Below are 14,863 nucleotides of genomic sequence, written 5' to 3' on the forward strand. Positions count from 1 at the left end.
GTGTGACCGCCAGGTCCGCGAGGACACCGAGTGGTTCACCCGCCGGCGTGACCGCCTCCGGGGCCGAGCTTCTTACGCGGGCGGACCGAGATCTCGATCGGGCTGCCCTCGTACCCGAATTCCTCGCGGAGCTTGCGCTCGACGAAGCGCTGGTAGCCGGCGTCGAGCGGGCCGGTGGTGAAGAGCACGAACCGTGGCGGCGCCACACCGGCCTGCGTCGCGAACAGGATCCGCGGCGCCCGCCCACCACGTACCGGGTGAGGGGTGGCCTGCACCAGCGCGGTGAGCCACTGGTTGAGGTGCGCGGTCGGCACGCGGGTTTCCCAGCTGGCCAGCGCCTTGTTGAGGGCCGGGGCCAGCTTGTCCACGGCCCGGCCGGTCATCGCCGACAGGTTCAGCCGGATCGCCCAGGGGATGCGGCGCAACTCCCGGTCGATTTCCTTGTCCAGGTAGTACCGACGGTCGGCGTCGACCAGGTCCCACTTGTTGAACGCGATGACCAGCGCCCGACCCGACTCGGTCACCATCGACAGGATCCGCTGGTCCTGCTCGCTGATCGGTTCGCTGGAGTCCAGCAGCACCACGGCCACCTCGGCGGCCTCGATCGCGCCGGCGGTACGCAGGCTGGCGTAGTACTCGGTGCCGCTGGCCTTGCCGACCCGCTTGCGCAGCCCGGCCGTGTCGACCAGTTGCCAGGTCTGACCGCCGATCTCGACCAGGCTGTCCACCGGGTCCACTGTGGTGCCCGCCACCGAGTCGACGACCGCCCGCTCCTCACCGGAGAACCGGTTCAGCAGGCTGGACTTGCCGACGTTCGGCCGCCCGACCAGCGCCACCCGGCGCGGCCCACGCGGACGGTTCTCCACGATCGCCGGTGCCTCCGGCAGCGCGGCGAGGATGGCATCCAGCAGGTCGCCGGAGCCGCGTCCGTGCAGGGCGGACACCGGGAACGGCTCACCGAGGCCGAGCGACCACAGCGAGGTGGCCTCCATCTCGATGGAGTTGTTGTCCGCCTTGTTGGCCACCAGGATCACCGGCTTGGCGCTGCGCCGCAGCATCTTCACCGCAGCCTCGTCCACGTCGGTGGAGCCCACCATCGCGTCGACCACGAAGAGCACCACGTCGGCGGTGACGACCGCCGTCTCGGCCTGCGCCGCGATGGCCGCGGCCCGGTCCTTCGCGTCCGGTTCCCAACCGCCGGTGTCCACCACTGTGAACGCCCGGCCGTTCCACTGCGCGTCGTACGGGACCCGGTCGCGGGTCACGCCGGGGACGTCCTCGACGACCGCCTGCCGGCGGCCGATGATCCGGTTGACCAGCGTCGACTTGCCCACGTTCGGGCGGCCGACCACGGCCACCACCGGCTGCGGGCCGCTCGGCTCCTCGACGGCGACGTCGGGCTCCCGCAGCTCGACCCACCCACCACCATCGCTACTCATGCCACGCCCCGCTCGGTGAGCATGTCGCGCAGCCGCGCCACGACCTCGTCGATGCCCAGCTCGGTGGTGTCCAGCACCACCGCGTCGGGCGCCTGGGTCAGCGGGTTGACCTTGCGGGTCGAGTCGAGACGGTCCCGCCGGGCCAGATCGGCGGCCGTGGCCGCCACGTCGGCGGCGTCCTCGGCGCTGCGCCGGGCGGCACGGGCCGCCTCGGAGGCGGTCAGGAAGACCTTCAGGTCGGCGTCCGGCGCCACGACCGAGCCGATGTCGCGGCCCTCGACCACCATCCGACCAGCGTTGGCGATCATCTCGCGCTGCCGGTTGACGAGCAGCTCACGGACAGCCGGCACGGCGGCGACGGCGGAAACCGCGCCGGTCACCTCGGGGCCACGGATGTCGGCATCCACGCCGACCCCGTCGATCGTCACGGCGTACCCCTGCGGGTGGGTGCCGATGCGCAGGTTGACCTCGCCGGCGACCTTGGCCACCGACGCGGTGTCGGTGAGATCCACGCCGGAGCGCAGCACGGCCCACGTGATCGCCCGGTACATCGCCCCGGTGTCCAGGTAGCGCGCACCGATGCTCGCGGCGAGGCGCCGCGACACGGTGGACTTACCCGAACCGGACGGCCCGTCCACAGCGACCACACATCGCCCGGTCCGTACGTTTTCCTCCACCGTGTCCTCCTCAGCCCGTACCTCGCGGATCGCCCGGTGATCTGGCGCCGCAAGCGGTTGTCAATCGTCATCAATCATGCCCGGGTCCATTGGCGGACCTGCGCGCGACGCCGCCGGAGGCGACCCACGCCACCCGGGCGGCCGCGTCCCGGCCATCGGTGGAGCCTACCGGCTGCCGTACCCCGAACTCGGGGGTCAGTCACCCACCGCGTTGAACAGGGCGGCGACCTCGGCGTTCGTCAACCGCCGGATCCGTCCAGTCCGCAGTTCACCCAGCCGGATAGGACCGATCGAGGTACGCACCAGCCGGGTGACAGGGTGCCCGACCTCCTCCATCAGCCGGCGGACGATGTGCTTGCGGCCTTCGTGCAGGCTCAGCTCCACCTGGGCGGATTTACCCAGGGTGTCCACCACCTTGAACGAGTCGACCTTGACCGGCCCGTCCTCCAGCTCGACGCCGGCCAGCAGCCGCTTGCTCAGGTTGCGCGGGATCGGCCCGACCACCTCGGCCAGGTAGGTCTTCAGCACTTCGTACGAGGGGTGCATGAGCTTGTGCGCGAGGGTGCCGTCGTTGGTGAGCAGCAGCAGGCCCTCACTGTCCGCGTCGAGCCGCCCCACGTGGTAGACCCGCTGCTCCACCCGGTTGCCGATGAACTCGGCCAGCTCGTTGCGCCCCTTGTCGTCAGCCATGGAGGTGACCACCCCGCGCGGCTTGTTCATCGCCACGTAGACGAGGCGAATGTCGACCTGGAGGCGCTCCCCGTCCACGTGGATCACGGAGGTGGCCGGGTCGACCTTGTCGCCGAGCTTGGCGACCCGCCCGTCCACGGTGACCCGGCGGCGGAAGATCAGGTCCTCACAGGCGCGCCGGGAACCCACGCCGGCGGCGGCGAGCACCTTCTGCAGGCGCTCAGCCCCCTCGTAGACGGGCGCGTCGGGTTTCGGGGAACGGTTATCGGGTCGCATCAGCAAGCTCTTCTACGTCGTCGGGCAGGAAGGGTGCGAGGGGCGGCAGCTCGTCGACGGTGTTCAGCCCGAGCTTCTCCAGGAACAACGTGGTGGTCCGGTAGAGGAACGCCCCACTGTCCGTTTCGGTGCCGCACTCCTCGATGAGGCCACGGGTGACCAGCGTACGGATGACCCCGTCGCAGTTCACACCCCGGATGGCTGAGATTCGCGAACGGGTCACCGGCTGCTTGTACGCAACCACAGCGAGCGTCTCCAGCGCCGCCTGGGTCAGCCGCACGGACTGCCCGTCCAACACGAACCGCTCAACGTACGTAGCGTATTCCGGCCGGGTGTACAGCCGCCACCCGCCCGCCGCCCGCCGCAGCTCGAACCCGTGCCCGGACGCCGTGTAACCGGCGGCGATCTCGTCGAGCATCGGCCCGACCCGCTCGGCGGGCTGCTCCAGCACCTGGGCCAGCACCAGCTCGCTGACCGGCTCGTCGACCACCAGCAGAATCGCCTCCAACGCGCCGCGCAGCTCACTGTCGGACAGCTCGGGCGCGGGCTCCGGCACGACCGTCGCCCGCCGCCGTCCCGCCAACTGCCGCCGGGGTACGCCCGCAGCGTCACCCGACTCCCCTACCGTGCCGTCCGTCACCTCGCCGAGGTCCGGGCGCGCCGAGCCCACGTCGCCCGCAGCCGCCTCAACGCGATCCGGCTCACCCGGGCCCGCCTCGTCTGGGCCCTGCCCATCCGGGTCACCCTGCGCAGAGCCCGGCGCGACCACGTCCGGCTCGGCGGCTTCTGGCTCCGGTCCGGGCGCTGCCAAAGCGGGCTCGTCGGTCTCCGGTGACGCGGCGGAGCCGTCCGGCTCCGTGGGGGTGTCGGCGGCGGGCGGGCGGGGACGGTCCCACGGGGGCACCCAGGCGGCGGCCTGGTCGGCCAGCGAGTCCCGACGTTGCTCGTCACTCATCCCGCGCACCCTCCGTCGTTCCCGTCCCGTCCGGCCCGCCGGCCTCCCCCGTCGGCTCAAGCTCAGCCCCCGCCGGCTCAGGACCCGCCCCCGTCAGTTCAGGCCCCGGTGACTCCGGGTCGGCCGGGGCTCCGGCGTACTCGTCGACGTGCAGCTCGGTGTCGCCGTCGGCCGGGCCGGTCCAGCGCACGGTCAGCTCCTCCAGGGCCTGCTCCTGCACGAACGACACCAGGCCCTCCCGGTACAGCTCCAGCAGCGCGAGGAACCGGGCCACCACCTCCAGGGTGGCCTCGCAGTCCGCGCAGAGCAGCGAGAACGTGGCGGTGCCGGCCCGGCGCAGCCGTGCGGCGAGGATCGCGGCGTGTTCCCGGACACTGACCCGGACCATGTGCACGTGGGCGATGGAGACCTCCGGCACCGGCTTCGGGGTCATCGCCTTCACGGCCAGCTTCAGCAGCCGCTGGGGGCCGATGCCGAGCACCAGGTCGGGCAACGCCTCGGCGTAGCGGGCCTCCAGGCTCACGGCGCGCGGGTAGCGTCGGCCGCCGACGGCCTCCAGCTCGGCGATGTGCGCCGCCGCCTCCTTGTACGCCTTGTACTGCAACAGTCGGGCGAAGAGCAGGTCCCGTGCCTCCAGCAGGGCGAGGTCGGCTTCGTCCTCCACCTCGGCGGCGGGCAGCAGCCGGGCTGCCTTCAGGTCGAGCAGGGTGGCGGCGATGAGCAGGAACTCGCTGGCCTCGTCCAGGTCCCAGTTGTCGCCCATGGCCCTGATGTAGGCGATGAACTCGTCGGTGACCGTGTGCAGGGCCACCTCGGTGACGTCGAGTTTGTGCTTGCCGATCAGTTGCAGCAGCAGGTCGAACGGGCCGGTGAAGTTGGCCAGCCGCACCGTGAAGCCGGTGGCAGCGGGATCGACCGGCGGCACACCGTCGACCACGGCCGCGTCGGCGGTCTCGGGTGGGTCGAGGGGTGGCGCGGTCACCGGACGACCGTAGTCCACGAGTCGGGCACGGGACGTTCCGGCTACCGCTCCGACTGGGCGGCGATCACCTCGCGGGCCAGCTGACGGTAGTTACGTGCCCCGGAGGAGGCCGGGTCCATCGTCGTGATGGGGGCACCGGCCACGGTGGACTCGGGGAACTTCACCGTCTTGGTGATGACCGTCTGGTAGACCTTGTCGCCGAACGCCTCCACCACCCGCTGGAGGACCTGGCGGCAGTGCGTGGTGCGGCTGTCGTACATGGTGGCGAGGATGCCTTCGAGCTCCAGGTCGAAGTTGAGTCGCTCGCGCACCTTGTCGATGGTGTCCAGCAGCAGTGCCACACCGCGCAGGCTGAAGAACTCGCATTCGAGGGGGATGAGCACGCCGTGCGCGACGGTCAACGCGTTGATCGCCAGCAGGCCAAGTGACGGCTGGCAGTCGATCAGGATGTAGTCGTACTCCTTGCGGACCGTGCGCAGGACCCGGGCCAGGGCCATCTCCCGCGCGACCTCGTTGACGAGCTGGATCTCGGCGGCGGAGAGGTCGATGTTGGCCGGCAACAGGTGCAGCCCCGCGACGTCGGTCTTGATGACGACGTCCTCGGCGATGATGTCGTCCTGCATGAGCAGGTTGTAGATGGACAGGTCGAGGTTGTGCGGGTTGACGCCCAGGCCCACCGAGAGCGCGCCCTGCGGGTCGAAGTCGACGAGCAGCACCTTGCGGCCGTATTCGGCGAGGGCGGCGCCCAGGTTGATGGTGGTGGTCGTCTTACCGACGCCACCCTTCTGGTTGGCCATCGCGATGATGCGCGCGGGGCCGTGCCGGTCGGTGGGCATCGGCTCGGGAATGGGCTTGCGCATCGTGTAGGCAGCCGGGTCCGCAGGACCCAGGTCCGCGCCGAGCGTGGCCTGCTGCTCGCGGAGCTCCGACGTCCAGGTCTCGGCACGGTCACCGTTGCCAGCCATGTGCTCGTTGCCCCCTCCCGACGACCCACCCGGCGTCGGAGCCGTCCGACGTCCTTCGCGGCGCCGCTGCGCACCCCGGTCGTGTCGCTCCAGGAGGTCCGCGCCGATGCCGACTGTACGCCACCGACCAGCAGGGGGTTCGGCACCGGCCCGGCGTGTCGGCGTCGACAGCTACGGGTTCAGCCCTGGGCGCGGGGATGGGCGGTGGCGTACACCTCGCGCAGCCGCTCCACGGTGACCAACGTGTAGACCTGGGTGGTGGTCACCGAGGCGTGGCCGAGCAGCTCCTGGACCACCCGGACGTCGGCGCCACCGTCGAGCAGGTGGGTGGCGTAGGAGTGGCGCAAAGTGTGTGGGGAGACCGCGGCCGGCCCGTCGACGGGCAGCCCGGCCCGGTCGGCGGCGCGGCGCAGGATGCCCCAGGCGCCCTGGCGGGACAGCGCGCCACCGCGGGCGTTGAGGAACACCGCCGGGGTGCCCCTACCGGCGGCGGCCAGCCCGGGACGGGCCCGGACCAGGTAGGCGCGGACGGCGTCGACGGCGTACCCGCCGATGGGCACCAGCCGCACCCGGCCGCCCTTGCCGCGCAGCAGCACCGTGCCGTCGTCGGTGTCGAGGTCGTCCACGGCGGCGCCGACCGCTTCGGAGATGCGCGCGCCGGTGCCGTACAGGAACTCCAGCAGCGCCCGGTCGCGCAGCGCGAGAGGCGCGTCGTCGCCGGTCGCGGTGATCGGGCCGGCGGTCTCCAGCAGCCGGACCACGTCGTCGACCGGTAGCGCCCGGGGCAGCCGCCGGGGCGGCGTGGGCGGGCGGACGTCGCGGCTCGGATCGGCGCCGGCCAGGCCCTCGCGCAGCGCGAAGCGGTGCAGGCCGCGTACCGCGCTGGCCGCGCGGGCGGCGGAGGAGACAGCGAGGGGCGGGTGCGCGTCGTCGCCGGCGCGCAGCCGCGCCAGGTGCGACTCGACGAGGCCGGCGCCGACCAACGCGAGGTCGGTGAACGGCGTTCTGCCGCCCGCCTCGAACGGGTGGAACCGCCTCCGAAACCGTCACCCGGCACCGATCGGACTCGTTGTAGCTGGGTGGCCCAGTCGTGTCGACGGTCACGACGGGCCGGGGCCGTCCACCGTGACGCCGGACACGACGTCAGGCTCAAGACACCCAATCGGCCGCATTCGGCGAGGTGGCAGGCGTGCCCGAACTTCTGACTGACGTCGCGTCGCCGACGTGGGCGTACCTGGTGCTGCTCGCGCTGCTGATCGCGGACGCCTTCGTGCCGGTGATTCCCACCCAGATCGTCATGATCACCAGTGGTGCGCTCACCGTCTACGGCGGGCTCAGCCTGCCGGTCACCATCGCCGTCGGCGCGCTCGGCGTATTCGCCGGCGACCTGGCCTGCTACCTGCTGGGGCGCAGCGCACCGGATCGGCGGCCACCCCGGCACGCCGAGCTGAGCCGCGCCCGCCGGGTGGCCAGCCGAGTCACCCAGGGGCTGCGACAACCTGGGCCGCTGGTCATCCTGCTCTGCCGGTTCGTGCCCGGCGGGCGGATGGCAGCCTGCTTCTCGGCCGGGCGCAGCCGCTACCCGTACCGCCTGTTCGTGCTCTACGAGGCCGTAGCCGCGCTGGGCTGGGCCACCTACGGCGCGCTGGTCGGGCACCTGGGCGGCACCGCACTGACCGAGTCGGCCTGGCGGCTGGCCATCATCGCCACCGCCGCAGCCGCCGGCTTCGCCGCCGCCGGTTGGGCGATGACAGTGGTGAGCGCCCGCCACGCCCGCGCCGCCGCCGCAGTGGCCGCGGTCGACGTCCCCATCGACTGAGTGTCGTTGGATCTGCGGGGTATAAGCTGCACTTATATTGGCAGCATGTGGGACGTCAAACTTCATCCTGAGGTCGAGGAGTGGTTCCTCGACCTCTGCAAGACGGATCCCGCCAGCGCCGACCTCGTCAGCGAGGCCATCGACCTCCTCGCCGAACACGGGCCGGCGCTCGGGCGTCCCCTGGTTGACCGCCTCAAAGGCAGCATCTTCCACCATATGAAGGAGCTGCGACCTGGGTCGACTGGCTCCACGGAGGTCCGCATGATCTTCGCTTTTGATCCCGTTCGAGAAGCTGTTTTCTGGTCGCTGGCGACAAGTCGGGCCAGTGGCAGACTTGGTACAAGACGGCGGTCCCGTTGGCGGACGACCGGTTTCAGGAGCACCTCTCCAGGCTGAGGGAAACACAGAGATGACCGATGGAGCTGACTGGCAGGACGTCAAGGCGAAGGCCCGCGCGCTCGATCCATCCTGGGCAGATCCGGACAGGACCTCCCGGCGCGCTCAGCACCGTGAGCAGATGCTGGCAGCGGTCAGTGGGGCGCAGCTGGCAGAGATCCGCAAGCACCTGGGTATGACTCAGGTGCAACTGGCCGAGGCGGCAGGGCTGACGCAGGCGAGGATCAGCCAGATCGAGAATGGCGAGCACACCAGCCTGGAATCACTCCGCGCCTACGTCACCGGCCTGGGTGGTCATCTCGACATCGTCGCCCGCATTGGGAACATCCAGCTGAACGTCGCCTGACCTGGCGAGGGTCGTCGCGACCATCGGAAGTTCACGGATGCGCAGAAGCACGTGACTGCCAAATGCCGGAAGGCCTCTAGGGGTGGTCCCGGGGGACTATTTCGGTGGCTGTCCCGGATTCGGCTGGGGTGTGTGCGGCGACAGGCTGAGGCATGCCTGTTACCCGGAGTACCGGCCTGCTGGCCCTGGGCGGGATCGCCCTGGCGGCGCTGCTCACAGTGATCGGCCACCTCGAAGTCAACGACGACCTCAACCCGTGGGCGTTGACCATCAGCGACTTCGCGGTCTCCGACCGCGGCGGCGTCATCGACATCGCCATGGTGGTGCTCGCGCTCGCCACCGTGGCGTTGCTCTACGGACTGCGCCGCGCCAGCCCACCCCGACCGCGCTCCGGTCGAACGGCAGAGCTGCTGCTCGGCGCGTGGGTGGGTGGGCTGCTGCTGGCCGCCGTGGTGCCGACGAACGAGCCGGGCACCGCCATGACCACCGCCGCCTACCTGCACCGGTACGCGTCGGTGATCGCTTTCCTGGCGTTGCCGGTGGCCGGTTGGTTGCTCGCCCGCCGACCCGACCTGACGCCCGCCGCCCGGACGCTACGCACCCTGGTCCTGTTGAGCCTGGCCCTGGCGGCGGCGATGATCTGGTCCGCCTACCCCGGCGACCGGATGCTCATCGGCCTGGCCGAACGCCTCCTGATCCTCGCCGAGGTGGCGGTCCTGGTGACGGTGGCGACGAGCCTGACCCGACCCGCACGCCGGTCGGGTCACTCCAGCTCGTGCAGCATGAGCTGACGGGCCGCCTCGGTGATGGAGCCGGACAGGCTCGGGTAGATGGTGATGGTCTGGGCCAGCTCGTTGACAGTGAGGTTGTTCTCCACCGCCATCGTGATGGGCAGGATCAGCTCGCTGGCCTTCGGAGCGACCACCACACCGCCGATCACCTGACCGCTGGCGGGACGGCAGAACAGCTTCACGAAACCGTCGGAGAGGTCGTCCATCTTGGCCCGGGCGTTGCCGGACAACGGCAGCATCACCTGCCGGGCCGGCACCTTGCCCGCGTCGACCTCGTCCTGCGAGACACCCACGGTGGCCAGCTCCGGGTCGGTGAAGACGTTCGCCGCGACGGTACGCAGCCGCAGCGGGCGGACCGCCTCACCGAGCGCGTGCCACATGGCGATCCGGCCCTGCATGGCGGCGACACTGGCCAGCAACAGCACGCCCGTACAGTCGCCGGCGGCGTAGATGCCGGGCACGTTGGTCCGGGAAGCCCGGTCGACAGTCAGGTAACCGCCCCGGCCCAGCTCCACCCCGTACTCGGTCAGACCCAGGTTGGCGGTGTTCGGGATCGAACCGACGGTGATCAGCGCGTGTGAGCCGGTCACCTTGCGGCCGTCGGAGAGCTCCACCTCGACGCCGTCGGCGGTACGCCGGACCGCGTCGGCCCGGGAGTTGTTGAGGATCTCCATGCCCCGGTTGCGGAACACCCGCTCGATGGCGGAGGCGGCGTCGGCGTCCTCGTGCGGCATCACCCGGTCCCGGCTGGAGACCAGGGTGACCTCGACCCCCATCGCCAGGTACGCGCTGGCGAACTCGGCACCGGTCACGCCGGACCCGACCACGATCAGGTGCTCGGGCAGCTCCGGCAGGTCGTACACCTGTCGCCAGGTCAGGATGCGCTCACCGTCCGGTACGGCGGTGGGCAGCTGACGGGGCGTCGAGCCGGTGGCCACCAGCACGGTGGACGCGTCGATCGAGTATTCCTCCGCGCCGTCGGCGGGGGTGACGACGACCCGGTGGGTGTGCCCGAGGGAGTCCTCGCCGAGCCGGGCGGTGCCGGCCACGAAGGTGACTCCCGCCTTCAGCAGCTTGGCGTGGATGTCCGCGGACTGCGCCAGGGCCAGCCGCTTGACCCGCCCGTGCACCGCGCGCGCGTCGACGGTGACCGCCTCCAGGCCGTCCGAGTGCACCCCGAACTCCTCGGTGTCGCGGTAGCCGGTGACCACCCCCGAGCTGGCGATGAAGGTCTTCGACGGTACGCAGTCGGAGAGCACGCAGGCGCCGCCCGCACCGTCGGCCTCCACCACTGTGACATCGGCGTCCAGCTGGGCGGCGACCAGTGCCGCCTCGTACCCGGCCGGCCCTCCGCCGATGATCACGATCCGGCTCACAGCGTTCGCCCTTCGTCCATGCTCACAGTGACTTTCTTCTCCCGAGCGCATTCGACACGCACTGTCGTATTCTCCCCCACCCGTCGGCCGGGCTATCGTCATCGCCGTGCGTCATCACGCCGCCTACGGCTCAAATCTCGATCCCGCCCGGATGCGCGCCTACTGTCCGCATTCGCCGATGGTCGGCACCGGCTGGCTGGAGGGCTGGCGGCTGACCTTCGCCGGGGCGGACATGATCGGCTGGGAGGGCGCGGTGAGCACCCTCGTCGAGTCTCCCGGCGACCGGGTCTTCGTGGCGCTCTACGACATCCACCCCTACGACGCGGGCCAACTCGACGAACTCGAGGGGGTGACCGCCGGCACGTACCGCAAGCTGCACGTCCGGGTCTCCACCCTCGACGGCGACGTGACCGCCTGGATCTACGTCTTCAACGGGTACGAGGGTGGCCTGCCGACCTCCTGGTACCTGTCGGAGATCGCGAACGCCGCCGAGAAGGCGGGCGCCCCGGACGACTACGTCACCGAGCTGCGGGCCCGCCCCACCGGCACCGCCTCGGCGTAGCAGCGCGTATCGCACGTCCCCAGTGTGCTACCGCTGTCGAGCGGAGCGCCGGTCGGGCCGGACCGGGGTCGTCAATCACACACCGGCCGCCGGCACGGAAAGTTCATACATGTCGGTCCACTGGGTCTCCCGCAGGCCCACCGACCGGTACAGCGACAGCGGGGCGGTCGGGTTGGTGAGGTCGACGCCCAGGCCGACCGCCCGCCGCCCCTTCTCGGCGTAGCGGGCGAAGGCGCGGCGCAGCAACGCCGCACCCACGCCCCGGCGACGGTACGCGGACCGCACCGACAGGCTCTTCACCCAACCCGACTGCTGGTCGAGCGCCTGGTCCGAGGACTGCAACGCGCCGACCGGCACCCCGTCCACCTCGGCGACGAACCACTCGTCCCAGGCGGTCAGGTCGCCGATCCGGGCCCGCCACCGCTCGTACGACAGCGGCTCGTGGTCCGGGGTGTCGCCGAAGGCGTCCTCGTAGATCCGGTGGAACTCCACCAGATCGGTCTCGTCGTCCGGGCGGACCGGCCGCACCGTCACGGCCGACGGCCCGGTCGGCTCGTCGGGCAGGTCGTCCAGCGGCCGGCTCATCCGGACGTACCGCTTGACGAGGGCGAACCCGAGCCCGCGCAGGGCGCGTTCCCAGTCGCGTTCCGGCGCGAAGACCGCGCAGCGGACGGTGAGTGACGGCAGCCCCCGCTCGGCAGCGCGCTCGGCGACGCGGTCGAGTTGGCGCAGCAGCAACGGCGCGCGGACGGCGGCGGCCCGTGCCGGATCGACGTAGACCTCCACGAACTCCCGGCCCAGCCCGGTCGGGTTGTCCACCGTCGCCCAGCCGACAACTGTGTCGTCGGGGTCGATGGCCAGCCAGGAGTCCCGGGTCGGGTCGAAGTGGGGGGCGGTCAGCGACGCCGCGACGTCCTCGGCGTCGAAGTCGGGATGACCGATGGCGAAGGTGTCGGCGGCGTGCACCACCGCGAGGATCGCCGGCACGTCGTCGAGGGTGGGTCGGCGCGTCGTCCAACCAGCGGGAAGGGTCACGGCAGGACATCCTGGCAGCCGATCCGCTCCGGCGCCGCCCATTTTCCCGGCCGACGGGAGGCTCAGCCGAGGTCGACACGGGTGCGGTGCAGCAACTCCACCAACTCCGCGCCGTCGGCGGGCCCGAGGGCCGTGAACGCCGGCGCGGCCAGTCGGTTGGTCACCGCCTCCGCCCAGAGCCGGCGGCGCACCAACGGCCCGATCGGCGGGTACGGCGGTGGCCAGCCACAGGCCACCGCCCCGGCCTCGCCCTCCGGCCCGGACAGCACGGCCTCCAGCGGGGTCATCCCGGCCGCGCGTACCGCCAGCAGGTAGGCGCCGGTGAAGTGTTCCCGGAGTAGCCGCAGACCGGCGGCGCTGCGAGCCCCGGGTGAGAGATCCGGAAGCGGCATGGCCCGCCACGCGGCGAAGAGCGGCATCCCACTGGCCTCCGCCGCCACCACCGCCCGCTCGACGAGCGCCGACAGGCGCTCGGTGCCGGGCAGCGGGCCGAGCTGCTGCGCCCCCCACCGGCAGCATTCGGCGAGGCTCGCGGCGGCCACCTCGAACGGCGGAACGACCCGGGCGGCGGCGTCCCAACCGTCGGCGACCGCGTGCGGGGCGATGAACCCGAGGGCGGCGGCGGCGGTCTCGGCCCGCACACCGCCGAGCGCGCCGGCCCGGCCGCTGATGTAGAAGGCCCAGCCGGAGATGCCGAGCAGTCGGGCCCGGCGCAACGTCGTCGGGTCCCGACTGAAGGCGTCGCCCAGGTCGAGCACGACAGGCTTACTGGCGGCCGCGACCTGCTCCGGAGTCACCGCGCCGCCCCGCTCGGGCAACCCGGCCCGGCGACCACGACCACGCCCCGACCCGGGGCCACTCGCCGTGCACGGCGCGCACACTCGTCGTCGTCCATCGATGCTCAGTCTGCCGCGCCACCGCCCGCGTCCGCATCCCCCTCTTCGGCCGCCAGTGCCTCGACCGCCGCCTCGACCTCGCCGGCGCGCCGCCGGGCCACGGTGACCGCCCGCTCGGCGGCACGCCGGGCGAGCTTGGCCCGGCTGAGATCCTGCTCGGCGACCGCGCGCCGCCGCTCCAGCTCGGCCAACTCGGCCTCAAGACGATCGAGTACGGCCACACCGTCGCGCTCCTGCCCGGTCGCCTCGGTCAGCTCGGTCTCCGCCCGCTCCTGGTCGGCCTGGGCCTTCGCCAACTCCCGGTCCAGGGCGCGGCGCTGTCGGGCCCGCTCGGCTCGGGCCGCTCGCTGTGCGGCCCGTTCGGCCCGTTCGGCCTGCTCGGCACGCTCGGCCGCCCGGTCCGTACGGGGTGCCGCCTCGGGACGGCCCCGTTGGGGGCCGGGTCGGCGGGCCGGGCGTTCCTCCTCGTGCTCCTCGTCATCGTCGGTGACCAGTCGCAGTTGCGGCCGGGGCACCTCACCGAAGCCGGCGTAGCTGGCCGCCCGCAGCAGGCGGCCCGCCCGCACCTGCTCGGCGACCTCGGCGTCGGAGAACGCCGCGTTCAGCGTCGCCTCCACCTCGGCCAGGGGCAGCCGGCTCGCCGGTGGCGCGTCCGGCTCGGCTGCGGCGAGCTTGCGAACCTCGGCGACCAGGGCGCCGACCACCGCCCGGCGTTGCGCTGACAGCTCCCGCAGTCGGGGCCCCCGCAACTCCCGCTGGGCGACTCGCAGGGCATCGGCGAGCTGCACCAGATCGGCGACCAGCTCCGGGCGTCCGATGGCGAGCAGGTTCACCAACCAGGCGGCCACCGTCGGGCGACGCAGCCGGGCCAGTTGCCGGGCGGTGGCCGCGTCGCCGGCCCGGCGGGCCTCGGCCACAGCGAGGTCCCGGGCGGCCACGAACCGGTCCGGTGGGGTGCGGTAGAGCTGCTGCACCAGCTCCGCGGAGAGGCCGGGCATCGGGTCAGACGTCCACCCGGCTACCGGGCTCCAGTCGCTGGTACTCGGTGCCGGACAGCGCTGTGTACTGCCTGTCGAGCACGCCCAGCCCCTTGTCGTTGAGCAACGCGTCGTGCAGGGCGTACGCGCGCCGTGGCGCGACCGCGCGGATGAAGTCGACCACCTCGGAGAACTTCGACCAGGGGGCGTGGATCGGCGCGAAGAGCGTGTCGACGGGGGTCTCGTCGGGCACGACCAGGGAGTCGCCCGGGTGGTAGACCACGTCGTTGATCAGGTAACCGAGGTTGTCGACCACCGGGATGTCGGGGTGGATCACGGCGTGCCGCCCCCCGTACGCGCGCACGGCGACCCCGGCGGCGGTGAACGACTCACCGGCGCTGACCGGGCGCAGCACGTCGGCCGCGTCGCCCAGGGCCTCGCCGAGCGAGGCGGGCCCGTGGATCGGGAACGGCTGTCGGTCGAGTTGGAGGCGCACCGCTGCCAGATCGAGGTGGTCGGGGTGTTCGTGGGTGATCAGCACCGCGTCCGCACCGTCCAGCGCCGCCGCTGGGTCGCTGAACACCCCGGGATCGACGACGAGCACTCCCCCGTCGTGTTCCACCCGAAGGCAGGAGTGGGCGTACTTGGTGAGCCGCATCGTGACTCCTCGATTATCGAATC

General features: G+C 71.8%; 15 protein-coding genes and 2 pseudogenes. 5 read left to right on the forward strand and 12 right to left on the reverse strand.

The features are described 5' to 3' along the window. Positions 1 to 35: 35 nt before the first annotated feature. The 7 genes and pseudogenes from der to AB0B48_RS25805 form a co-directional block, all read right to left on the reverse strand. On the reverse strand, positions 36 to 1,439 hold the full coding sequence (gene der / locus AB0B48_RS25775; protein WP_357206003.1) for a ribosome biogenesis GTPase Der: 1,404 nt from the start codon (positions 1,437 to 1,439) through the stop codon (positions 36 to 38). Then, complete coding sequence (gene cmk, locus AB0B48_RS25780; protein WP_357206006.1) at positions 1,436 to 2,116, reverse strand: (d)CMP kinase; 681 nt, start codon at positions 2,114 to 2,116, stop codon at positions 1,436 to 1,438. The genes der and cmk overlap by 4 nt, the downstream gene beginning before the upstream one ends. A gap of 195 nt (positions 2,117 to 2,311) precedes the next feature. Then, positions 2,312 to 3,082 carry a pseudouridine synthase gene (locus AB0B48_RS25785; protein WP_238659881.1) on the reverse strand — a complete coding sequence of 257 codons (771 nt, stop codon included), beginning with the start codon at positions 3,080 to 3,082 and terminating at the stop codon, positions 2,312 to 2,314. Next, on the reverse strand, positions 3,069 to 4,037 hold the full coding sequence (gene scpB, locus AB0B48_RS25790; RefSeq protein ID WP_357206010.1) for an SMC-Scp complex subunit ScpB: 969 nt from the start codon (positions 4,035 to 4,037) through the stop codon (positions 3,069 to 3,071). Before scpB ends, AB0B48_RS25785 begins: the two co-directional genes overlap by 14 nt. Continuing rightward, on the reverse strand, positions 4,030 to 5,019 hold the full coding sequence (locus AB0B48_RS25795) for a segregation/condensation protein A (protein ID WP_357206013.1): 990 nt from the start codon (positions 5,017 to 5,019) through the stop codon (positions 4,030 to 4,032). The genes scpB and AB0B48_RS25795 overlap by 8 nt, the downstream gene beginning before the upstream one ends. Positions 5,020 to 5,060: 41 nt before the next feature. Continuing rightward, positions 5,061 to 5,984 carry an AAA family ATPase gene (locus AB0B48_RS25800; protein WP_030487987.1) on the reverse strand — a complete coding sequence of 308 codons (924 nt, stop codon included), beginning with the start codon at positions 5,982 to 5,984 and terminating at the stop codon, positions 5,061 to 5,063. A gap of 179 nt (positions 5,985 to 6,163) precedes the next feature. Next, positions 6,164 to 6,979 (reverse strand): annotated as a pseudogene (locus AB0B48_RS25805) (tyrosine recombinase); the annotation flags it as partial. 194 nt (positions 6,980 to 7,173) lie between these two features. Here AB0B48_RS25805 and AB0B48_RS25810 point away from each other — a divergent pair. The 4 genes and pseudogenes from AB0B48_RS25810 (at position 7,174) to AB0B48_RS25825 (ending at position 9,336) form a co-directional block, all read left to right on the forward strand. After that, the gene (locus AB0B48_RS25810) at positions 7,174 to 7,803 is read left to right on the forward strand and encodes a DedA family protein (protein WP_112732530.1); all 630 of its coding nucleotides are present in this window, start codon (positions 7,174 to 7,176) and stop codon (positions 7,801 to 7,803) included. A gap of 45 nt (positions 7,804 to 7,848) precedes the next feature. After that, positions 7,849 to 8,216 (forward strand): annotated as a pseudogene (locus tag AB0B48_RS25815) (type II toxin-antitoxin system RelE/ParE family toxin). Further along, on the forward strand, positions 8,213 to 8,545 hold the full coding sequence (locus AB0B48_RS25820) for a helix-turn-helix transcriptional regulator (RefSeq protein WP_357206017.1): 333 nt from the start codon (positions 8,213 to 8,215) through the stop codon (positions 8,543 to 8,545). Before AB0B48_RS25815 ends, AB0B48_RS25820 begins: the two are co-directional and overlap by 4 nt. Before the next feature lie 152 nt (positions 8,546 to 8,697). Further along, on the forward strand, positions 8,698 to 9,336 hold the full coding sequence (locus tag AB0B48_RS25825) for a DUF998 domain-containing protein (RefSeq protein WP_357206019.1): 639 nt from the start codon (positions 8,698 to 8,700) through the stop codon (positions 9,334 to 9,336). Here AB0B48_RS25825 and AB0B48_RS25830 read toward each other — a convergent pair. Continuing rightward, positions 9,309 to 10,712: an NAD(P)H-quinone dehydrogenase gene (locus AB0B48_RS25830; RefSeq protein WP_357206022.1), complete on the reverse strand. Its 1,404-nt coding sequence runs from the start codon at positions 10,710 to 10,712 to the stop codon at positions 9,309 to 9,311. The genes AB0B48_RS25825 and AB0B48_RS25830 overlap by 28 nt on opposite strands. A gap of 106 nt (positions 10,713 to 10,818) precedes the next feature. On the opposite strand from AB0B48_RS25830, the gene AB0B48_RS25835 reads away from it, so the two are divergent. Beyond that, positions 10,819 to 11,274 carry a gamma-glutamylcyclotransferase gene (locus AB0B48_RS25835; RefSeq protein ID WP_355009477.1) on the forward strand — a complete coding sequence of 152 codons (456 nt, stop codon included), beginning with the start codon at positions 10,819 to 10,821 and terminating at the stop codon, positions 11,272 to 11,274. 75 nt (positions 11,275 to 11,349) lie between these two features. On the opposite strand, the gene AB0B48_RS25840 is transcribed toward AB0B48_RS25835, so the two are convergent. From AB0B48_RS25840 to AB0B48_RS25855, 4 genes are all read right to left on the reverse strand, one after another. Further along, complete coding sequence (locus AB0B48_RS25840; RefSeq protein WP_357206025.1) at positions 11,350 to 12,309, reverse strand: GNAT family N-acetyltransferase; 960 nt, start codon at positions 12,307 to 12,309, stop codon at positions 11,350 to 11,352. 62 nt (positions 12,310 to 12,371) lie between these two features. Then, positions 12,372 to 13,106 (reverse strand): hypothetical protein, encoded by a 735-nt coding sequence (locus AB0B48_RS25845; RefSeq protein ID WP_357206028.1) that lies wholly within the window; start codon positions 13,104 to 13,106, stop codon positions 12,372 to 12,374. A 104-nt stretch (positions 13,107 to 13,210) separates the two neighbouring features. Beyond that, a complete protein-coding gene (locus tag AB0B48_RS25850) occupies positions 13,211 to 14,203 on the reverse strand; it encodes a hypothetical protein (RefSeq protein WP_357206031.1) in 993 nt (330 codons plus the stop codon). Between the two features lie 4 nt (positions 14,204 to 14,207). After that, positions 14,208 to 14,840, reverse strand: coding sequence for an MBL fold metallo-hydrolase (locus AB0B48_RS25855; protein ID WP_357206033.1), 633 nt, complete (start codon positions 14,838 to 14,840; stop codon positions 14,208 to 14,210). Positions 14,841 to 14,863: the final 23 nt, after the last annotated feature.

It is taken from the genome of Micromonospora sp. NPDC049089 (genome assembly GCF_040648775.1).
Lineage (GTDB): Bacteria > Actinomycetota > Actinomycetes > Mycobacteriales > Micromonosporaceae > Micromonospora.